Source organism: Blastococcus sp. MG754426 (assembly GCF_021699055.1).
Classification (GTDB): Bacteria; Actinomycetota; Actinomycetes; order Mycobacteriales; family Geodermatophilaceae; genus Blastococcus.
On sequence record NZ_SSXC01000076.1, the window covers coordinates 1 to 21,064 of the forward strand.

17 protein-coding genes are annotated in these 21,064 nt (G+C 74.5%); 8 read left to right on the forward strand and 9 right to left on the reverse strand.

What is annotated here, in order from left to right:
• A partial coding sequence (locus tag E9549_RS18860) for an N-acetylmuramoyl-L-alanine amidase (RefSeq protein WP_236828135.1) occupies positions 1–1,446 on the reverse strand: 1,446 nt, incomplete at its 3' end.
• Positions 1,447–1,813: 367 nt separating this feature from the next.
• On the opposite strand from E9549_RS18860, the gene E9549_RS18865 reads away from it, so the two are divergent.
• Together E9549_RS18865 and E9549_RS18870 are read left to right on the forward strand one after the other, a co-directional pair.
• Positions 1,814–3,370: an LCP family protein gene (locus E9549_RS18865; protein ID WP_236828136.1), complete on the forward strand. Its 1,557-nt coding sequence runs from the start codon at positions 1,814–1,816 to the stop codon at positions 3,368–3,370.
• A gap of 44 nt (positions 3,371–3,414) precedes the next feature.
• Positions 3,415–5,625: a hypothetical protein gene (locus E9549_RS18870; RefSeq protein WP_236828137.1), complete on the forward strand. Its 2,211-nt coding sequence runs from the start codon at positions 3,415–3,417 to the stop codon at positions 5,623–5,625.
• A gap of 139 nt (positions 5,626–5,764) precedes the next feature.
• Here E9549_RS18870 and E9549_RS18875 read toward each other — a convergent pair whose 3' ends face one another.
• The 7 genes from E9549_RS18875 to E9549_RS18905 all read right to left on the reverse strand — a co-directional run bounded on the left by E9549_RS18875 (position 5,765) and on the right by E9549_RS18905 (position 15,558).
• Entirely contained in the window at positions 5,765–8,164 is a 2,400-nt protein-coding gene (locus E9549_RS18875; protein ID WP_236828138.1) for a hypothetical protein, read from the reverse strand.
• 246 nt (positions 8,165–8,410) lie between these two features.
• Positions 8,411–9,151, reverse strand: a complete 741-nt coding sequence (locus E9549_RS18880; RefSeq protein ID WP_236828139.1) for a glycosyltransferase family 2 protein — start codon at positions 9,149–9,151, stop codon at positions 8,411–8,413.
• A complete protein-coding gene (locus E9549_RS18885) occupies positions 9,151–9,918 on the reverse strand; it encodes a glycosyltransferase family 2 protein (RefSeq protein ID WP_236828140.1) in 768 nt (255 codons plus the stop codon). Before E9549_RS18885 ends, E9549_RS18880 begins: the two co-directional genes overlap by 1 nt.
• Complete coding sequence (locus E9549_RS18890) at positions 9,915–12,140, reverse strand: lysylphosphatidylglycerol synthase domain-containing protein (protein ID WP_236828141.1); 2,226 nt, start codon at positions 12,138–12,140, stop codon at positions 9,915–9,917. The genes E9549_RS18885 and E9549_RS18890 overlap by 4 nt, the downstream gene beginning before the upstream one ends.
• Entirely contained in the window at positions 12,140–12,778 is a 639-nt protein-coding gene (locus E9549_RS18895) for an HAD family phosphatase (RefSeq protein ID WP_236828142.1), read from the reverse strand. Before E9549_RS18895 ends, E9549_RS18890 begins: the two co-directional genes overlap by 1 nt.
• Positions 12,779–13,222 carry a GtrA family protein gene (locus tag E9549_RS18900; protein ID WP_236828143.1) on the reverse strand — a complete coding sequence of 148 codons (444 nt, stop codon included), beginning with the start codon at positions 13,220–13,222 and terminating at the stop codon, positions 12,779–12,781. It abuts the gene before it with no gap.
• Complete coding sequence (locus tag E9549_RS18905; RefSeq protein ID WP_236828144.1) at positions 13,219–15,558, reverse strand: hypothetical protein; 2,340 nt, start codon at positions 15,556–15,558, stop codon at positions 13,219–13,221. Before E9549_RS18905 ends, E9549_RS18900 begins: the two co-directional genes overlap by 4 nt.
• Before the next feature lie 160 nt (positions 15,559–15,718).
• On the opposite strand from E9549_RS18905, the gene E9549_RS18910 reads away from it, so the two are divergent.
• The 5 genes from E9549_RS18910 (at position 15,719) to E9549_RS18930 (ending at position 19,785) form a co-directional block, all read left to right on the forward strand.
• On the forward strand, positions 15,719–16,522 hold the full coding sequence (locus E9549_RS18910; protein ID WP_236828145.1) for a TIGR03089 family protein: 804 nt from the start codon (positions 15,719–15,721) through the stop codon (positions 16,520–16,522).
• 25 nt (positions 16,523–16,547) lie between these two features.
• Entirely contained in the window at positions 16,548–17,456 is a 909-nt protein-coding gene (locus tag E9549_RS18915; protein ID WP_236828146.1) for a DUF1028 domain-containing protein, read from the forward strand.
• Between the two features lie 11 nt (positions 17,457–17,467).
• Positions 17,468–18,007, forward strand: a complete 540-nt coding sequence (pseH, locus tag E9549_RS18920; RefSeq protein ID WP_236828147.1) for a UDP-4-amino-4,6-dideoxy-N-acetyl-beta-L-altrosamine N-acetyltransferase — start codon at positions 17,468–17,470, stop codon at positions 18,005–18,007.
• Position 18,008: 1 nt separating this feature from the next.
• Positions 18,009–19,028: a PseG/SpsG family protein gene (locus E9549_RS18925; protein ID WP_236828148.1), complete on the forward strand. Its 1,020-nt coding sequence runs from the start codon at positions 18,009–18,011 to the stop codon at positions 19,026–19,028.
• Positions 19,029–19,242: 214 nt separating this feature from the next.
• Complete coding sequence (locus E9549_RS18930; protein ID WP_236828149.1) at positions 19,243–19,785, forward strand: hypothetical protein; 543 nt, start codon at positions 19,243–19,245, stop codon at positions 19,783–19,785.
• A 205-nt stretch (positions 19,786–19,990) separates the two neighbouring features.
• On the opposite strand, the gene E9549_RS18935 is transcribed toward E9549_RS18930, so the two are convergent.
• On the reverse strand, positions 19,991–20,275 hold the full coding sequence (locus E9549_RS18935; protein ID WP_236828150.1) for an SRPBCC family protein: 285 nt from the start codon (positions 20,273–20,275) through the stop codon (positions 19,991–19,993).
• Between the two features lie 296 nt (positions 20,276–20,571).
• Between E9549_RS18935 and E9549_RS18940 the strand changes: the two genes are divergently transcribed.
• Positions 20,572–20,886: a rhodanese-like domain-containing protein gene (locus E9549_RS18940; RefSeq protein ID WP_236828151.1), complete on the forward strand. Its 315-nt coding sequence runs from the start codon at positions 20,572–20,574 to the stop codon at positions 20,884–20,886.
• Positions 20,887–21,064: the final 178 nt, after the last annotated feature.

Below are 21,064 nucleotides of genomic sequence, written 5' to 3' on the forward strand. Positions count from 1 at the left end.
GAAGTGCTGGAAGCACCCACCATCACGCAACCCGCACGTCGTGTCCCCCACCGGGTAACCCAGCGCACCCCGCTCCCACCCCGCCGCGGCCCACCGGTCGCGGATGGGGCCGCGGAGCACGTGCGGCGAGGTGCGGTACGAGGCGTAGATGGAGCCGCGCTCGTAGTGGGCGTAGGCGCCCACGCCGTCCGGCGTCTTCGTGGGCGAGGACGTCATCGCCCCGAGGGCGCTGCGGACTCCGGAGTCGGACTGGTAACGCTGCTGGATGAGCGGGACGACGGTCCCGAGCGTGGCGCTGACCCGGTCGCGGATCTCGCCCATCCGGGCGTAGCCGTACCGGCCCGGGCAGGCGGTGCTCTTGGTGTCGCGATGCCCGAAGATGGTCGGCAACCGGACCGCGGTGCCCGCCGAGAACTTGTCCGTACCGCCCGAGGTGAGCGTGGTGCTGCCCCGCGGATCCACGCCGTAGAGCGCGAACTTCCAGGCGATGATCGACGCGACCGCGTCGACCATCGGCTGCGGGGTGTCGACGACGTCGTAGTTGCCCATCATCGACACCCCGAAGGTCGAGGTGTTGAAGCCGCCGGCGTGCGCCCCGACGACCGTGCTGGCCAGGCCGCCGGATCGGCCCTCCCAGATCCGGCCGAACTTGTCGACGAGGACGTTGTAGCCGATGTCGCCCCAGCCCAGGGTCTGCGCGTGGTAGCTGTACGTCGAACGCAGGATCCCCGGCACCTGGTCGGCGGTGTAGTTGTTCGAACCGGCGGTGTGGTGCAGCGTCGCGGCCTTGATGGTGCTGGCGTACTGCGGGGTCCAGCCCATGATCCGCTCGTCGGCGCCCCACTGCGCGCGGGAGTAGACGTGCGGCATGGCCGTCGAGGCGTCCGCGGTGTCCTGGATGTCCGCCGGGCCGAGGGCGGCGTCCGCCGGGCTCGAGCCGGGGTCCACCAGGTTGAGGCGGACGTCGACGGGCTGGGCGCCGCTGCGGGTCACCACCTCGGCCTGGACGCCCGTGCTGGGCCCGGTCCACAACGGAGCCGTCCCGCCGCGGACCCCCTCGGCGGGCGCGCGCACGTCGGCGTCCTCGGTCTCCACCTCCGTCCACGCGCCCCACTCCCCGTTCTCCCCACGGGTGCGGACCTGGACGACGGTGTCGGTGACCGCGGGGTCGTAGGCCCACGTGACCCCGACGAGCGAGAAGTCGCGGGTGTCGCTGCGGCTGAGGGTCAGCACCGGGCTGCCCTCGGGCACCCCGGACACGGGGACGGTCGTCGCGGGACGCAGCTCCACCCCGGGGGCGGGGGTGGAGAAGGACCCCAGCGCGAGCTCGTGGGTGGAGGTCTCCACCGGCACCGGCTCGGGGCCGGACGAGCCGGAGACGGGCAGGACGATGATCACTCCGGTCAGCCCTGCGAAGACGGCCAGGCCTGCGAGGAGTCGGCGCACGAGGAGCAGTTCCTTTCGCGGTCGGCGGCACTTCCCCGCCCGGCGGGGAACGCGTCTCCCGTCTGCATCGTCAGGAACCGCCGCCCTCTTGAGTCGGCTGGAACATTCCACGGGAGGTGATCAGCACATCCGGTGACACGCCTGCTGGGGAACATGGGGCGACTGCGGCTCCTGGTCATGTTTGTGACGGACGGCCCCTTCCAGGGCGCGCGGGCATGGCAGTTGCTCCGTGTCGGAGGCCTTCTGGGGCCAGTTCTCGTGGCTACCCTTGCCAAGGTCGATGCACAGAGCGTCACAACTGCCCGAGCGGGCGGGCGGCTACCGCCGCCCCCGCCGGGCCGGGCGCCCGACACGCTGCGAGGACGACGTGAGCCGAGACGGCAACGAGCAGGGCCGCCCGGCCGGGCGGCCCCTGCCCCCGCGCCTGGACCCCCGCGCGGGCCGGCCGGCCCGCCGCCCCAGGCAGGACGCCGCCGAGCGCGCCGAGCACCCGGCGGAGGGCCGGTCCCCGGGTCGCCGCTCCCGTCGTGCGGCGGGTGCCGCCCGCGTCATCGCCGGCGCCCTGTCGGTGCTGCTCCTGGCCGGCACGGGCTGGGGCTGGTACCTGGGCCGCGTCGCCGAGGCGACCGTCAACCGCACCGACGCCATCCCGACGGCCGGCAACGACGGCACCGGGAACGCGTCCGAGGCCATGAACCTGCTGCTGGTCGGCAACGACAGCCGCAGCGCGCTGACCGAGGAGCAGCTGGCCGAGCTCAACGCCGGCACCGACTCCGGCGTCAACACCGACACGATGATCCTGGTGCACGTGCCGGCCGACGGGTCGCGCGCGTCGTTCGTCTCGTTCCCGCGCGACTCGTACGTGGAGATCCCCGGCTACGGGAAGGACCGGCTCAACGCCGCCTACGCCTACGGCCGGATGAACGCCCCGGACGGCGCCTCGGAGGAGGAGAAGTCCGCGCAGGGGTCCCAGCTGCTGGTGCAGACCATCTCCCGGCTGACCGGGCTGCAGATCGACCACTACGCCGAGGTCGACCTGCTCGGCTTCTTCGAGCTCAGCGCCGTCGTCGGGGGCGTCGAGGTCAACCTGTGCGAGGCGGTCGACGACTCGTACTACTCCGGTGCCGTCTTCGAGGCCGGCCCGCAGACGATCAGCGGCGCCGACGCGCTGAAGTTCGTCCGGCAGCGGCACGGGCTCCCCCGCGGCGACTTCGACCGGATCGTCCGCCAGCAGGTCTTCATGGCCGGGGTGCTGCGCAAGATCCTCTCCGAGGACGTGCTGCTCGACCTCGGCAAGCAGCGCGCGCTGGTGCAGGCCGCTTCGCAGTCCCTGACCGTCGACAAGGACCTCGTCCTCCTGGACCTGGCCCAGCAGATGCAGTCGGTCACCGCCGGGGCCATCGAGTTCCAGACCGTGCCGAACGTCGGGACGGGTGAGGAGGACGGCAAGTCCATCGTCCGGCTGGAGGACGAGGACGCGCTGCACGCCTACTTCGCCGACCTCTCCGCCGAGCCGGAGCCCGAGGCCCCGGCCACCACCGAGGCGCCGCCGACCGTCGACCCCTCGACGGTGACGGTCGAGGTCTACAACGGCTCGGGCACCCCCGGGCTGGCGGCGAAGGCGGCGAGCGCGCTGACGGCCGCGGGTTTCCCCGTCGGCTCGACGGGCAACGCCGCATCGATGGACCACGATCGCACCGAGATCCGGTACGCCGCCGGGGACGAGGCGCTCGCGCGGACCGTCGCCACGGCCGTCCCCGGTGCGGTGCTGGAGGAGAGCGACGACCCCACCAGCGGCTCGGTGCAGCTCGTGCTGGGCAGCGACTTCAACGGCGTCGGGCAGGCCGTCACCCCCGCTCCCCCCGTGGCGCCGGCCGAGGCCGCGGACGCCCGCACCGCGGCCGACACGACCTGCATCAACTGAGCTGCACCGCCGCGCCCGCGGGGCCGGCGCCTGGAGGAAGCTGCATGACCGTGACCGGCCGGACCTCCGGGGCCGCTCCCCCGGCGGCGGCGCCGGCGGGCCTGCCGCTCGGGGCGCTCGGCGTCCTGGCGGCGCTGGGTGGTCTGGCCTGCATCCTCGTGGAGCTGGCCGGCGCCGTCGGCTGGATCCTGGCCGCGCTGACGCCGCTGGCGGTCGGCGCGCTCACCGCGGTGCACGCCGGGCTGGTGGCCCTGGCCCTGCCGCGGGCCGGTGCGGCAACGCGCCTGGTCGTGGCCGCGGTGCTGGGGTTGGCCACCGCCGGGGTAGCGGTGTGGCTCTCCGGCGTCGCCGGCTGGTTCGCGCTGCGGTGGCTGGTGGTCGCGGCCCCGGTCCTGGCCTGGCTGTCACCGTCGGCCCGCTCCGCCTGGCGCTCCGGCGAGCAGGGTGCCGGCGCCCTCGAGCGGCTGCGCCGGTACGGGCCGTTGCTGTGGGGGCTGGCGGGCACCTGGTTCCTCGCCTCGCGGGTGCTCGCCACCGCCTTCGAGCCGCTGACCGGGCCGGCGGCGTGGCAGTCCTTCTACGTCGACATCCCCTGGCACATCGCGCTGACCGCCGAGGGCCTGGACCGGGCCCCGGCGGTGTACCCCTGGATCCCGGACGTCCCGATCGGGTACTCGTGGCTCTTCTTCGGCAGCCTGGCGCTCCTGGGCAACCTCACCGGCGCCACCGCCGCGCAGCTGGTGCTGGCCGTCGGCCCCACCGTGCTCGCGGTGCTGGTGCCGGCGGCACTCGCGGTCTGCACGTGGGTGGTGAGCCGCTCCCGGGTGGCCGTCGTCGTCGCCCCGCTGCTGTTCTCGCTGACCCGCGCGCCGGTGTTCGGCCACGTCGAAGGTGTCCAGCTCACCTCGCAGTGGGTGCTCATCAACCGGGACTCCACCAACGCGATGGTGCTGGCGATCGCGACCCTCCTGGTGCTGCAGCTCCGGGCGGCGACCGAGGACCCCGATCGGGCCCGCCGGGCGCGGTGGGCGTCCCTGCTGGTGCTCTTCGTCATCGCGTTCGCCGTGGCCGGCTCCCGCGGCGGCTCGGTCCTGCCGGTGCTCGGGGCCGCCGGGTTGTCCTGGCTGTTCGCGCTCCGGCACCGCGAGCGCCGGCCGGTCGCGACCTGGTCGCTCGCCCTCGTGGTGCTCGCGGTGCCGGCGGCGACGTTCGCGGTCACCCGCTCGTCAGGCAGCTTCCGCCTCGATCCGCTGAGCTTCCTGCCCGCGCAGGTCATCGGCAGCGAGGAGCTTCCGCTGGGCTCGCTGGCCTCCCTCGCCGGGATGCTGGCGATGACCGCCGCGGTCGCGCTCGTGGCCCGCCACCTGCCGTACGCCCGGCCCGCCGTGCCGGTGCTGGCCGGCGCCGCGCTCGCCGGGGTGCTGGGTGTCGCGCTGTTCGGCCACCCCTCCTTCTCGCAGCTGTACTTCTTCCACGCCACGTGGCCGCTGCTCGTCGTGGGCCTGGCCGTGCTCGTGGCGCTCGCCGTCGTCCGCCTGGGCCCGCTGGCCCTGCTCGCGCTGGGCGCGGCGGTCGTCGCCGTCCAGGTCGTCCTGCAACCGCCGGCGCTGCTGCCGCCGACGCCCTGGACCGTCCGGGTCGTCCTCGCCGGGCTCGTGGCCGGCGTTGTGGTCGGCGCGGTGGCGGTCGTGCTGGCGCGGCGGCACGGCGCGTGGGCCACCGGCACCCTGCTGGTGCCCGCCGCCGTCGTCGCGCTGCAGCCGTGGGCGCTGCCCGAGATCGTGCACGGGGCTGTCGTCGCGGAACCCGCGGAGACCACCGCGACGGTGAGCGACGGGCAGCTCGACCTGCTCGACGAGCTCCGCACGCGCTCCGACGCCGACGACCTCGTCGCCACGAACAAGCACTGCCTCGACGGGAGCCTGACCACCGGCCGCTGCGACGCCCGCTGGTTCACGGTCGCGGCGTTCGCCGAGCGGCGGGTGCTCGTGGAGGGGTGGTCCTACGACTACACGTGGGAGTCCTCGGGGACCGACAACCACGAGCCGTACTGGGACCAGGAGCTGCTGCGGGCCAACGACGGCTTCATCGCCGACCCGTCACCGGCGACCTGCCGGACCCTGGGCGAGGCCGGCGTGGACTGGCTCTACGTCGACCACCGGGAACCCTGGAGCCCGCGGCTGGCCGAGTACGCGGTGCTGGTCGACGAGACCGGAGACGCAGGCCTGTACCGGTTCACCGGCGACTGCGGCTGACCGCCCCGCCTCGTGGCGGCGGAGGGATCGGGCACGCGGCGAGCTGCGCCGACGCCCACTCCGAGCCATCGGCAGTCGTCCCCAGCGCACACCGTCGGTCGGCGAGGGCAGCCCGGGCGCGCTCCGGCGGCCCGGGAGGTCAGGGCTGGGCGTCCGCGCGGCGCGACCGGCCCAGGAGGACGGCCACCGTGAGCAGCACCGCGGCGCCGGCCACGGTGAACGGCAGCAGCCGCGCCCCGATCGGCTCGAACGACACCTCGAGCTCGGCCGAGGACACCCCGGCCGGGAGCTCGATCCGGAGGACCGAGTCCGCGAAGGCCGACACCGGCACGGGCCGGCCGTCCAGCGCCGCGTGGAAGCCGTTCCAGTAGGGGGTGCGGAAGACCAGTTCACCGCCCTCGTCCCCGGTCGAGACGGTGTAGCGCTCGACCGGCTCGCCGAGGCGGGCCACGCCGTCGTTGGCCGCGGCATCGGTCACGACGACGTCGTCACCCGAGATCTGGCTGATCCGCCCCGGCAGCGGCTCATGGCGCACGTACTCGCGCCAGCCGTCGCGCCCACCGACGAAGTCCCAGTTCTGACGGAAGTACAGCGCGATCTCCTGCGGCACCTGGCCGGTGCGCCCGAGCAGCACCCGGTTGCCGGACAGCAGGTCCACCCAGGGCACCTCGGCGCCCTCCGGGACGGCCATCAGCCCGGGCTGGTCGAAGCGCAGCCCGCTCTGGTAGTCCAGCTTGACGTGCTCCTGCACGCCACGCTGCCAGACGGCCAGCGACCCGTAGCCGGCGCGCAGGTCCGCGGGCAGGTTGGCGTTGCCGCCGAGCACGCCGCTGTCCCAGCCCCGGTCGTCCCGGCCACCCAGCACGCCGAAGGACCAGGCGCTCACGGAGGTGTCCGTGGCCCAGGCGTTGTCGCGGAACTCGCCGACGGTCGTGCCGACGTCGTATCCGGTCGTGTTGGGCCGGTAGACCGGCACGTCGGCCGCACCCGGGGTGAACGCCATGTGGCGCTCCTGGATGGCGGCGCTCATCCCGAGCTGGACGAGCAGCGGGGCAGCGCAGGCGAGGACCGTGGCCGTCGCCGCCAGCGCCCGGATCCGGCGCTGCAGCGCCGGGTGGACGACCCACCCGCGCCGGGCGGCGGCGTCGGCTGCCGCCCGCGGCCGCACCAGCAGGACCACGGCGACGAGCGCGCCGACGGCCAGCGCCGCGGCCAGCGCGTGCCACTTCCACAGCAGCGGGGCGCGCATCATCGCCACCAGGAACTGCAGGCCGAGCAGGCCCGCCGCCAGCGCGACCCGTCGCCGGTCCACCCGCATCGCGGCGGTGAAGGCCAGCACGGCGAGGAGCGCGAAGGACACCTGGACCACGGCCAGCAGCCGCCAGGGCATGCGGAACCCGAGCATGAAGGTGGGCAGCTGGATCAGGAGCATGGAAGCGATCCAGAGGGCGCCCGCCGTCGGGACGCCCCGCCCCCGCACCGCCCGGCGCCAGTCGACCATGGCCAGCAACGGCAGGGCGATGACCGCCGTGCTGAGCGTCGGCACGCTGCCGCCGCCGAGCGTGGTCGTGCCACCCACGAGGACGTCGAGCATGTTGACCCCGCCGCCGGCGGAACCGATCACGTCGCCGGCGTGGGGACGCCACATCCACCGGGCGACGTCGAGCGCGTTGACCAGCGTGGGCACGCTCAGCGCGGCGCCGGCGCCGAGCGCGGCGATCGTCGCGGCGGTCCAGCGGTCCCGGAGCACGGCGCGCCCGCCGTCCCGCCACCGCTCGTAGCCGTGGAGCCCGACCACGACCGGGACGACCGGGAGGATGTAGGGGTTGCCCGAGCAGACGACGGCCGCGGTGGCGAGCCCGACGCCGACGAGGCCGTACCAGCGCCGGGAGCACAGCGCGGCCCACAGCCACACGAGGGCGGCGACGCTCCACATGAGGGGCGACCACGCACTGCCCCACCACAGCAGGAAGCCGCTCGTCGCCGCGCCCAGCGCGGCGGCGACCGCGAGGGCCGGTCGAACCCGGTGCCCCAGCAGCACGGCCACGGCGGAGCTGCCGAGCACGAGCACCGCCAGCCAGGCGTGGACGGTGGCGACGAGCTGCAGGTCCTGCTGCGTGCCGGCCCAGAGCAGGAAGGGCCAGCGGACGACGTCGAGCACGCCGTACTGCATGTCCGCCGTCAGGTTGCCGGCCATCCCCTGGTCGGGGTCGAGCAGGGGCAGCGAGCCCTCGGCCATCCGCCGGCCCAGCCACCACGACATGGGGGCGAACTGGATCTGCGCGTCGTCGATCCAGAAGAAGCGCGGCACGGCGGCCCGCAGCACGGCCAGCAGGGCCACCTGGACGCCGAGGTAGGTCCCGAACGCCCACAGCGCCGGCCGGCGCGCCCACGGCCGCCGGGCCGGGCGGCGGGTGCCGACCGGTCGCGGTGCCGGCCGGCCGTCACCACCGCGCGGGTGCGGGACGCGGCTCCCCACGCGGGGCGCCGGGTGCACCGTGGCAGCCGCGTCCGTGGCGGGATCGGTGGTCAGGCTCATCAAGCACTCCGCATCGGCGCAACGGGGCCCCGTGCCCCCCGGAAGCGCAGGCCGTGCGGCCGCGCACCTACGGGCGCGCCGGTGTCACCTCGCACGCCCGGGACGACGGTAGCGACATGTCGTCACGGATCGCATTCGGACAGGCACGTGAGGTACGCGTGTGACGAGCGAGGTGCTGCGGGTCGCACGGATCACAGCGGCGCCGTCGCGCCGCCGGTGCCGCGGTCGGTCGCGGGCCGCGCCGGGTCAGACGGGGGCGCCGGTCGCCTCGAAGGCCGCCAGCTCCTCCGGCGTCCCGAAGCAGTAGAAGTCCCCGCGCACCAGGCCGACCCGGCGGCCGGCGTCGATGAGCTCGTTGAAGACGAGCGAGACGTAGTACTCCGGCATGGCCGCCCCGATCTGGCGCTCCATCAGCCGGTCGGCGGCCTCCAGGAAGACCCGCGCCGAGGTGAAGGAGTAGACGCCCATGAGCGCGTCGGAGGAGATCGCCTGCTTCTCCGCCGTGCGCACCACGGTGCCGTCCTCGCCGACCTCGGCGAAGCTGTAGCGCGGCTCGGTGGAGTGGAAGGACAGCAGCAGCCCGTCGACGTCCCGGCTCTCGACCGCCGCCCGGAGCACGCGGAAGTACTCGGGGCTGTCGAAGGCGATGTCGCAGTCCATGATCACCAGCGGCTGGTCCGGGTCGAGGTGGTCGCGGGCCTCCAGGCAGGTCTCCACCGCACCCCGGGTGTCGTGGTCGAGCAGCACGATGCCGGCCGAGGGCTCGACCCCGCGCACCCGCGCGGCGAGGTCGAACTCGCGGTCGTTGTCCTCGCGGACCACGACGGTGACGGTCTTGTCGCCCGGCCACGGGTCGAACGACCGCAGCGCCCGCTGGAACATCGGGGTGCCCCCGACCTCGATCAGCGGCTTGGGCGTGGTGATCCCGACCTTGCGGAACCGGGTGCCCAGCCCGCCCATCGGCATCAGCACCTGCAGGGTCGCCATCACTGCACCTCGTCCCACTCGTAGTCGCGGTCCGCGGCCGGGGCGGAGGTCTGCCGGCCGAGCCGCCACAGCGCCAGGTTGCGCAGCGCCGTCCGGAAGATGTTCCAGTTCCGCGCGTTGGACACCTGGTCCTCCTCGCGCCAGGTGATCGGCACGAAGGCGAACCGGACCTTCCGCCGCACCAGGTCGAGGATCAGCTCGTAGTTGAACGTCAGGTGGTTGGCGAAGCGCATGTACGTGCCCGGGTCCAGGTCGCGCAGCGCGAAGAGGTTGAGCCCGGACCCGAGGTCCTGCAGCGGCCGCAGCGCGACCACGCTGTAGACGGTGTTGAGGACGCGGTTGCCCCACACGCGCTTGGCGTCGTAGCCGTGCAGCCGCGAGCGCCGGCTGAACCGCGACCCGAGCACCGTCTGGGTCTCCGGGTGCGCCTGCGCGTGGTCGAGGAGGAGCCCGACCTCGTCGCTCCTGGCCTGGTTGTCGCCGTGGAGGATGACGACGTGGGTGTGACCGGCGGCCCGCGCGTGCTCGAACGCCACCTTGTGCGTACCGCCCAGGCTGTTGTTCTGCCGGTTGCGGAACACCCGCAGGTTGGGCAGCCGGCCGGTGCGCTTGTAGGCCACGGCGCGCTCGAGGGTGTCGTCGGTGCTGCGGTTGTCGATCACCCAGATCTCGGCCACCCGGCCGGCGACCTCGTCGGTGATCTCGTCCAGCACCCGGCCGATCTGGGGCGCGCAGTTGTAGGCCGGGATGGCGATGACCGCGTTCACCGGGTGAGAACCTCCTCGTTGCCCGGCTGCCTGCCGAGCTCGTCGTCGTCCTGCGCGCGCACCGGGAGGTCGTACTGCTCCACGAAGCGGTTGAGGGCCTGGATGCACACCGCGTAGTACTTCAGCACCGTGCCCGGGTTGATGGCCACCCGGTGGGTCAGCATGCGGCCGTAGAACAGGCCGACGTGGAACAGCACCGCCCGCTGCTCGGCCGGCGCCAGCCGCCGGGGCATGACCTCTGTCGCCACGAAGTCGGCGAGCTCGGCGTACCGGGCCGACCGCGCGTCCCGGTAGGTGATCTCGGGGACGCCCGCGTCCGTCGCGGAGAGCACCACCGGGTCCTCGTCGTCGTTGAGGAACTCGTAGCCGTACAGCAGCGACTGCATGTGCCGGGCGAAGTCGATGATCGGCCCGCGGATCTGGTTGTCGTCGGACGGGTCGATGACCAGCACGTCGCGGGTCGGGAGGTCCACGAGGATGTTGTCCACGGTCAGGTCGCCGTGGATGTGCGACGACGAGCGGAAGGTGGCCAGGTCCTCCCACGCCGCCGGGCTGCCCTGGATGCGGGCGAGGACGCGGTCGAAGTTGTCCAGCTCGGTGCCGTTGACGAGGATCCGGTCGCCCTTGAGCGCCTGCGCCAGCGCGGGGTGCGACTCCGCGGCGGCCCGCACCCGCAGCACGAACCGCTCGGTGACGTAGTCGTCGCGCAGCTCCGGCCGCTGCTCCAGCTCGCCCAGCCGGTAGACCCGCGAGTACATGTAGTCCCAGACCTCCGCCAGCTTGGCGCGGCCCTCCGCGAGCGGGTGCTCGTGCACGTACTCGAACAGCGGCACGCTGCTCGGCCGGTACTCCAGGTCGATGGAGTAGTGGTCCGGGGCGTGCTCCTCGCGCAGCACGGTGACGAGCTGGTGGTGGTCGGCCCGCTCGGCCAGCCAGTCGTGCTGGTTCTTCAGCCGGTGCGCGTACTCGGTCGGCACCATCTTCTTCACGAACAGCTCCCCCGAGCCGTTCGTGGCCAGCAGGGTCACCGCGTTCGAGCCGCCCTTGAAGAAGCGCACCAGGCTGACGTTGCCGTTGACCTCCAGCCGGTGCATGACCGTGCTCAGGTGCTGACGCTGGAAGTAGGCGTCCAGGAAGTGGGTCATGGAGCCCGAGATGTCCTGGTCGCGGCCCAGCTTGTTGACGTAGCGGTCCCCCGGGGTGGGCGCGACGCCGGCCAGCGGGTCGCTGGTGCGCTTGGCCCAGTTCACGAACAGCGCGACGACCGCCACGAGGAGCACGGGCACGTTGACCACGACCCACGCCGCGGCGGCGAACAGCAGCACCGTCGCCCCGCCGAGGCCGGTGCTGCCCTCGACGAAGGCCCGGATGCCGTCGACGAACGACCCCGGGGCGCCGTTGCCGATGCTGGGGCTGACCACGCCGGCCGGCGCCGCGGTCGCGAGGACGCCGTCGCGGCCGGACAGCACGGGGAACACGACCGCGACGACCAGCGCGGCCGCGGCGACGTAGCAGGCCCAGGAGGCGAGCGTCAGCACGCCGTAGCGGGCGAGCTGGCGGCGCTGCCGGAGGAAGCGCTGGAAGCCGAAGATGACCGACCACAGCTTGAACCGGGCCCGGTTCTCCAGGTCGCTGTTGAGCCAGGCGGTCATCCGCCAGGCCAGCCGCATGAGGGTGGCGTTCTCCCGGACCAGCGCGGCGAACGAGCCGATCAGCACCAGGGAGACGACCAGCGCCACGACGGCGGCGGCGGGCACGATGCCGGTGACGGGGCCGCCGACGACGGCGAGCAGGACCAGGAAGGCCACCGACACGAGCACGACGTCGATCAGCCGCTCGAGGACGACGGCCAGCAGCGTGTACAGGAAGCTGATCCGCAGCGTCTTGGCGATCAGCCAGGACCGGACGATCTCGCCGACCCGCAGCGGCCACACCACGTTGAACAGGTAGCCGATGGAGAGGTGCCGGAACTGGCCGGCCAGGCTGCCGCGGCGCACGTTGTCGATCGGCACCTTGGTGCGCGCGGCGCGGAGCACGTGCCCGCCCAGCTGGACGAGGCCGGCGACGCCCAGCAGCGCCCAGCCGCCACCGGACAGGCCCGAGGACAGCCGGGACCACAGGTCCTCGAGCGTGGGCCAGGTGAGCAGGAGGAAGCCGGCGAGGGACAGCAGCGCGACGACGATGAGCGCCAGCCGGCCGCGCGAGTAACGGGGAGGAGTCATCAGAAGTGCGGCACCTCGAGCACCATCAGACCTGCCGCGAGAGCTGCCTGCCGCCCCGTCTCGGAGTCCTCGAAGGCCAGGCTCGCGGCGGCGTCAGCGCCCAGCAGCTCCAGCGCGCGCAGGTAGCCCTCCGGGTCGGGCTTGCTGCGGGTGACCTCGTCGCCCCAGACGACGACGTCGAACAGCTCGACCAGCCCGTGGGTCGCCAGGATCTGCCGGCCGTTGCCGGACTTGGCGGTGCTGACCAGGGCGGTCCGGTGGGTGGGCGCGACGAGCCGGAGGAAGGAGATCAGCGCGGCGTTGGCCGACGTCCGGTGCAGCTGCTCGGCGTAGAGCCGGCTCTTGGCCGTCCGGATGGTGTCCACGCCCGAGGGGTCGATGCCCGGCAGCAGGTCGGGGATGAAGTCGCGGGAGTCACGGCCCCACGTCGTGGCGAACTGCTCGGAGGTCAGCTCGTGCCCCGACTCGGCGAACGCGTCCCGGTAGGCCAGGTAGTTGGCCTCCCGCGTGTCGACCAGCGTGCCGTCGAGGTCGAAGAGCAGGGCCTGCACCGACCCACCTGGTGCCATCGAGAACTGCTCCCCCACTGCGTCGGTGCCCCCGTACCCCTCGGCCGGGATGGTGCGCTGCCGGTCCATTCAGGCTCCCGCGCCGTCCCGCGCCGGGGCGGGCCCCGGTGCGACGTCCGCGGACCGCCCGGCGCGGCCGAACAGCAGCTTGCTGGCCGCGAAGTTCGCCGCGAACGACGGTGGCAGCGACACCAACTTACAGACGAACGGTGCCCAGCCGGTCTGCGCGTGGAGGACGTCGATGAGGACCGAGAAGATCGCGATCGACGTGACGTACCAGGCGACGAAGAGCAGGAAGGACGTGCGCGTCCGCCCCCCGGCGAAGGCGTACTTGGTCACGAACAGGTAGACGACGACGACCGCGCAGCCGGCGCTGATGACGTTGGCCAGCCACGGCGGCGCTCCGAGGCGCACCGCGAGGTAGAACAGCCCGAGGTCGACCGCCAGCCCCAGCCCCGAGCCCATGAGGAAGTGCCCGAGCTGGCGCAGCAGCAGGCGCAGGCGGGGGCTCACCGGTCCACCGCCCCGGCGCCCGCGGGCACCTCGGCGTCCCGGCGGCCGGCGAGCACCGCCCACGCCCAGCCCGCCAGGACCAGCACCAGGCCGGCAGCGGTGGCCGGGAGCAGCAAGCGCTCACCGATCGGCGTGTAGGAGATCGCCAGCGTCCCCGAGGTGACCCCGGCGGGCAGCTCCACGCGCAGGACGGCGTCCTCCACGGTGCCCACCTCCACCGGCTCGCCGTCGAGCGTCGCCTCCAGCCCGGGCCAGTACGGGATGCGGAAGGCCAGCCACCCGCCGTCGTCCCCGGTGGAGACCGTGTAGGTCCCCAGGGGTTCGCCGCTGTGGGCCAGCCGCTCGACGTCGGCCTCGGCCACCTCCACGCCGGAGGCGGCCGTGACGCGGCCGGGCAGGTCGTCCTCCCGGCGGTACTCGACGTACTCGTCGCGCTGCTCCCCGACGGTCCACGCGCGGGCGAAGTAGTCCTGGAGCGGCTCGGGGGCGTCCCGGTCGAGCAGGACGGTGTCCTCGCTCATGAGCTCGAGCCAGGAGGTCCCGGTGTCCCCCGCGGGGCTCAGCAGCTCGGCCGAGTCCTCGCAGGTGGCCCCCTCGTAGGTGCGGCACCAGCGCTCGTTCAGGGCGGCGTGCCAGACCGCGTAGGAGCCGGTACCGGTCAGGAAGTCCGCCACGAGGTTGCCGTTGCTGCGCAGCACCCCGTCCGACCAGCCCATGTCGCCCTCGAAGCCGTAGGTGATCACGGTCGCGGAGCCGTCGGTCCCCAGGGACCGCTCCTCGTACGCCGCGACGGTCGTGCCCAGGTCGCGCCCGGGTGGCAGCGAGCGGAAGGGGACGCCGGCCTCCGCGGTGACCCCGTCGAGCGCGTTCCGCCGCTCCTGCAGGGAGACCATCATCTGCTCCCCCAGGAACACCGTGCCCCAGCTGATCGCGACCACCACCGCGCTCGCGGCCCACGTGCGGCGGCGATCGGCGCGGGCGGGCCCGCGCAGGGCCACGACCAGCGCGGCCACCGCGACGGCGGTCAGCACCCCCGCGAGGACGTGCCACCTCAGGAACACCGGCGCCCGGAAGGTGGCCAGCAGCGTCTGCGCGAGCACCAGCGCCCCCGCCGCGACGAGCCGGCCCCGGGTGAACCGCGGCGCCGCCCGCAGCCCGATCAGGACCAGCAGCGGCAGCACGACCTGCACGACGACCAGGTACCGGAAGGGGTAGCGGAACATCGCCACCACGGTGGGCAGCTGGGTGAAGACGACCGCGAGCAGGTAGACCACGCCCGCCGTGACCACGCCCGGTGACCGGATCGCCCGGCGCCACTCCACGAAGGCGACCGCGGCGACGGCGACGACCAGCGTGTACATGGCCGGCACGAGCGGCACCGTGCCGCCGAAGGAGTTGGTCTGGCCCAGCAGGGTCGGCCCGCCCAGCAGCACGTCGGCCAGGTTGGTCACGCCGAAGGCGGCGTTCCCGATCACCGGGTCCGGGTCGAGCCGGGACATGTAGGAGGACAGCTCCACCGTCGTCAGCAGGGTGGGCAGCGCGATGAGCAGCCCGCCGAACGCCGCGGCGATGCGGGCGACCCCGAGGGGCCGGAGGAGGACCCGCCACGTGCCGCCGTCGCGGATCTGCTCGAACGCCTGCCCGCCGACGAGCGCGAGCGCGAAGAAGAGGACGTAGGGGTTGCCGGAGGCCAGCAGCGCCCAGGTGCTCAGGCCGAGCACCAGGGGCCCGACCCGGCGCGGCACCGCGAGGCCCCACCAGAACCAGGGCAGCCAGGCGACGCTCCACATGAGCGGCCACCAGGAGCCGCCGTACCAGAGGAAGAAGCCGCTGGAGGCCACGCCCAGCGCCCCGGCCACGGCGAGCCAGCCGGGCACGCCGTAGGAGCGGAGCACGGTGAGGACACCGGAGCCGAGCAGGATGACGCACAGGGCGGCGAAGCCCCAGGAGAGCACGAGGAAGTCGTCGGTGAGGCGGGAGAGCGCCATCAGGCCCCAGTGCAGCGGGTCGAGGGCGCCGTACTGCATGTCCGCCGCGAGGTTGCCCGCCATCCCGAGCTCGGGGGCCATGAGCGGGGGCCGGCCGCCCTCGAGATGCTGCCCCATCCACCACAGCATCGGGCCGAACTGGCCCTGGGAGTCGTCGAGCCAGAAGAACCGGGGAGCCAGCCGGGCGAGCACGAGGAGCTGGAGGAGCTGGAGCAGCAGGTAGGCCGCGTACGCGCCGAGCGCCCCACCGGGCCGCGAGCGACGGGCCGCCTCCGGCGCCGATGCCCCCGAGGCCGGCTGCACCGGGGGGCGGGCCGGCCGGCCCAGCTGCTGGGTGTGTGCGGTCACGTCCCGACCTTCTTCTCCGACGCGGAGCGCCGGGTGCGACGACTCCGGCAGCGCGTCCGCGGGTCTGCCCGCCCGCACGGCTGCCCGTACCGAGACCCGACTGTAACTGCGCGACGCCGTCGGACTGCGAGGCGAGCAGCCCAGGTGCAACCCTCTCCCCGTGCACCACACGACTCCCTCGGCCCCCGCCGACCTGCTCGCGGCGGCGCTGCGCGCGGCGCCGGCGGCACCGCTGCTGACCCACTACGACGACGCCACCGGCGAGCGGATCGAGCTGTCCGCCACCACGCTGGCCAACTGGGTGGCCAAGACCGCCAACCTCCTCCAGGACGAGTTCGACGTCGGCCCGGGCAGCACCGTGGCGGTCGCGCTGCCGGTGCACTGGCAGACCGCGGCGGTGCTGCTCGCGGTCTGGAGCTGCGGGGCCACGGTGCTCGACACCGCCACCGAGGACGACGACCGGGTCGCCGAGGCCGACGTCGTGCTCGCCGCCCAGGACCGGCTCGGACCGCTGGAGGACGCCGGGGTGCCCGAGCTGGTGGGCCTGTCGCTGCACCCCCTCGGTGCGGGCATGACCGGCTACGCCGGCCCGGCGCGCGACTTCGCGCTCGAGGTCCGGGTGCAGGGCGACGTCTTCACCCCCTACCAGCGCCCCGACCCGGCGGCGCCGGGGCTGCGGCTCGGTGGGCTGACGCTCGCCCTCGGCGAGCTGACCGCCGCCGCGGCGGAGCTCGCCGGCCGACTGGGCATCGCGGCCGGCGACCGGGTCCTGCTCGACGAGGCGACCGCGACCGAGGCGGGCCCGGTCGCGTGGCTGCTGGCGCCGCTGGCCGCCGGGGCCTCGCTGGTGCTGTGCCGCAACCCCGACCCGGCGCTCCTCGGCCGGCGGGCGGAGACCGAGCGGGTCACGGCCACCCTCGGCGGGGACGTCCCGGGCGTGCGGCGGCTCGGCCGCCCGGCCTGACCCCGGTCCGCCGGCAGGTGCACGCGTGACCTTCTCCGTCCTCGCCCGGGACCCGCGCACCGGGGACCTCGGGATCGCGGTCGCCTCCTGCATCCTCGCCGTCGGCCGGGTGGTGCCCGCCGCGCGCCCGGGGGTCGGGGTCGTGGCCGTCCAGGCGCGCAGCCCGCGCGGGCTGCGCGGCGTCCTCCTCGAGGGGCTGGCTGCCGGCACCGCACCCGCGGACCTCGTCCGGCGCGCCGCGCACGCCGCGGAGGACGCCGACCGGCAGATCGCCGTCCTCGACGTCGCCGGCGGGGTGGCCGCCGACACCGCTCCCGGGTCGTTCCCCGTGAGCGGCCACCGGGTCGGCCCGGGGTTCAGCGTGCAGGGCAACATGCTCGCCTCCGACGCGGTCCTGCCGGCGATGGCCGAGGGGTTCGCCGGCAGCGACGGGGCGCTCGCCGACCGCCTGCTCGCCGCACTGGCCGCGGGCGAGGCCGCCGGCGGCGACCTCCGGGGCCGGCAGTCGGCGGCGCTGCTCGTGGTCGGCGGCACGCCCGTGAGCCCCGAGGACGACGGGGTGCGCACGGACCTGCGGGTGGACGACTCGGGTGACCCGGTCGCCCAGCTCCGGGTGCTGCGCAACCTGCAGCGGGCCTACGACGAGCGGGACTACGAGACCCTCGCCGTCTTCGCACCCGAAGGCGCCCGCGACCTCTACGCTGCACTGGCCGCCTCGCAGCGGGGCGACCGCGCGGGCCTGCGCCGGGCGCTGACGGCCATGCGGGAGCGGCCGGGGTGGGCGGCCTGGCTGGCGGGGATGGCCGGCGACCCCCGGGTCGCCGCGCTCTCCCGGGTGCTCGCCGGCCCGTTCCCGGAGGGGGACCACCGCGGCCGGCAGGCGGGGGTGCGGGCGGACGACGTGGCGGGCGAGCACGGAGGGGACGGCGGCTGATGGTGGAACTGGTGCCCGTGGGCCCGGAGGACCGCGACCGGTTGCGGGAGTGGCGCAACGACCCCGAGGTCGCCCGGTTCATGTACACGACCCACGAGATCGGCGCCGAGGAGCACGCCCGCTGGTTCGCGGGGCTGCTCGCCGACGACCGGCGGCGCGCCTGGGTCGTCCGCATGGACGACCTCCCCGTCGGGGCGGCGTTCGTCACCGACATCGACCGCGAGAACCGGCGGGCGACCTGGGCCTTCTACCTCGCCGACCCGCGCACCCGCGGCCGCGGGGTCGGCAGTGCGGTGGAGTTCCTCGTGCTCGAGCACGCCTTCGGCGAGCTGGGGCTGCACAAGCTGTGCTGCGAGGTCCTGTCGTTCAACGAGGCCGTCGTCGCGATGCACACCAAGTTCGGGTTCCGCCCGCAGGGGGTCCTGCAGGACCACTACCGCCGCGACGGCGAGTGGGTGCACGTCCACCAGTTGGCGATGTGGGCCGGCGACTGGGCCGAGCGGCGGGCCGGCTTCGAGGAGAAGCTGCGCGCCCGCGGCCTGCTCGCCTGAGGTGACGGCCGCCCCGCTCCGGTCCGGCCGGCGCGTGCGGGTGCTCTGCGAGGCGTCGTCGACGACGGGCCTCGGGCACTTCGTCCGCTCGGTCGCGCTGGCCCGCGCCCTGACCGCGCGCGGCGCGGAGGTGGAGGTGCTGCTGCGCCCCGACGCGCTCTCCCGCGCCCGGGAGGCGGTCACCGCGGCCGGGCTCGACCTCGGGACCGGGGACTGGGACGCCGTCGCGCTGCCGTCCGACCGGCCGGTCGACGTCGTGGTGGACAGCTACCGCGTCACCGGCGCGTGGCTGGCGGCGCTGCACGGGGCGCTGCGCGCGGCCGGCGGACGCCTCACGGTGGTCGACGACCTCGCCGACCGCGCGTTCACCGCCGACGTCGTCGTCAACCAGAACCTGGGGGCCGAACGGCTGCCCTACCCCGGCGCCGGCACCGTGCTCGCCGGGCCGGTGCACGCGCTGCTGCGCCCGGAGTTCCCGGCGACACGCGCCGCGGCGCTGGCCTCGGCGCACCGGCTGCCCGACGTCCCCCGCTCGGTCCTGGTCCTCTTCGGCGGCACCGACCCGTCGGGCATGACCGGCCCGGCGGCGCACGCCGCGCTCGCCGCCTTCCCCGGCGCCACGGTGCGGGTGATCCACCCCGCCGAGACCGCGCCCGACCCGGAGCTCGCCGCCCACCCGCGGGTGGAGCTGCTGGGCCCCCGGCCGGAGGTGCACCGGGACATGCTGGGCGCGGACCTGGTGGTCACCGCCGGCGGAACCACGCTGTGGGAGCTCTGCTGCCTGGCGCGGCCGGCCGCGGTGGTCGCGGTGGCCGGCAACCAGACGGCGGTCTACGACGGCATGGGCGCCGGGGGGTACGTGCTCCCGCTGAGCCGCGCGCCCGAGCGCTCGGTCCCCCGCCTGGCGGCTCGGCTCGCCGAGCTCACCGGACCGGGGCGGCTCCGGGAGGTCGCGCTCGCCGCCGCCACCGTCACCGACGGCAGCGGGACCACCCGCGTGGCCGAGGTCCTGCTGGCCTGAGCACGCCCGGCGCGGCCGGTAGCGGTCACCGTGCGTGCGCGTCCGACGGCGCTGTCGCACGACCCGCGGCGGAACAAGATGACGCCCCGCCGGATCTGGCAAGTGCTGCCGGATCGATACCACGCAGTTCAGCGATCAAGCGATTTCCTGGCCATGGCAGTCCCGTTCGTGTCGGCGGAATCTCACAGCTCCACCCCGACACAGGAGAACCGACATGAAGAAGATCGCCCGACCGCTCGTGCTCGCCCCGCTGGCGTTCCTGGGTGTGCTCACCTTGACCGCTCCGGCCTCCGCCGCCACCCCGTACTGCGGCCTCACGTGGGGGTCGACCGCCGAGGCCGGACCCACCGCGCACGCGACCGGCGCGGAGCTCGAGGCCGTCCGGACCGGCCAGCACGCGTGCTTCGACCGGATCGTGCTGTCGCTGCGCAACGGCTCGTCCGACCTGGCCTACACCGTGGGGTACGGCCCCGTGCGCGGCGTCGCCTCCGGCGACCTGGTGCCGGTCGCCGGTGGTGCGTCGCTGCGGATCAGCGTCCTGGCGGACGGGACGGACCTCCCCCTGGGCGACCCGCGGCAGCTGGCCGCGGTCGACGGTTACCGCACCTTCCGCCAGGTCGTGTGGGCCGGGTCCCAGGAGGGCGAGACGGTGATCGGCCTGGGCACACGGGCCAGGCTGCCGTTCCGCACCTTCCTGCTCGCCGGGCCCACCCGGCTGGAGACCCGGCTGGTGGTCGACGTCGCGCACGCCTGGTGACGTCCGCACCCCGCTCCCGTCCGGCCGGCCGGTCCCGCTGCGGGGCCGGCCGGTCTCAGCGGCGCTGGAGGCGCTCGGCGAGACGCACGAGGTCCTCCGTCGTCGCGCCCCTCATCGCCCTCGCCGTCACCGGCGCCCCCATCCGCGCGAACCCGCTCGGCGCACCCCGGTTGCGCAGCCCGTCGAGGTGCCGCCGGGCACCGACTCAGGTGCAGGTGGTCTCCATCGGGAACGGCCCGTCGGCACTGCACATCACCAGGCGCTCGCCCGTGACGAGCTCGACGACCTCGCAGGTGTAGCGCAGCGTCCGCCCCAGGAAGCGGGCCACGAACTCCACCCTCGAACCGACCGCGTCCGGGGGCGGGGTCCGCCAGCCGACCGACACGACGTCGGCGTACCACTGCGGCGCATTGCCCGGGTCCCCGGCGTAGGACGCGACGACCTCGCGGGGGTGCGGGATCACGGCCTCCACGGCGACGTCGACGTCCATGCCCCGAGCATGCGCCCCGCGGCGCGGGCCGGCGAACGTCGATCAGCAGCGGAACGCTGCGGCCGGGACGGAGCCTCCCGCTGGACCGGTCACGCTCCACCTCCTGGACCTCGCCTCGAGGTCCCCGGGGGCACCGATCAGCTGCACCACCACGAGCCCCCGTCACTCCGTCGCGGCGGCGCGGGCCCGGTCGGCAGCTGCACCACGGCATACCCCCCGGGGAATGCACGCCGTGGTGCTACCGTTGGCCTGGCATACCCCCCCGGGTATATCGGCCCAGACCCCCAGGAGTTGACGTGATCCCCGAGATCGACCAGAACGCCTTCGCCGCCCGGCTCGCCGAGGGCGACGCCCTCGTCGTCGACGTGCGCGAGGCGCGCGAGTACCGCCCCGGCCACGTCCCCGGCGCGCAGAACCTGCCACTGAGCGTGCTCCCGGCCCGCCTCCCCGAGCTGCCGAAGGACCGACCGGTCTACGTCATCTGCCAGGCCGGCGGGCGCAGCGCCCAGGCCACCGCGCTGATGCGCGCGGTCGGCATCGACGCCACCAGCGTCACCGGCGGCACCGGCGCCTGGATCGAGTCCGGCCGCCCGGTCGCCACCGCCGCCTGACCTGGATCACGCCACCACGGTCCCGAGAGGAATCCCGATGACGATCACCGTCCTCCCCCTGGACACCCCCGGCCTGGGCGACCGCACCTACATCGCCCACGACGGCGAGGTCGCGCTCGTGGTCGACCCGCAGCGCGACTACGACCGCGTGCTCGGCATCGCCGAGGCCGCCGGCGTC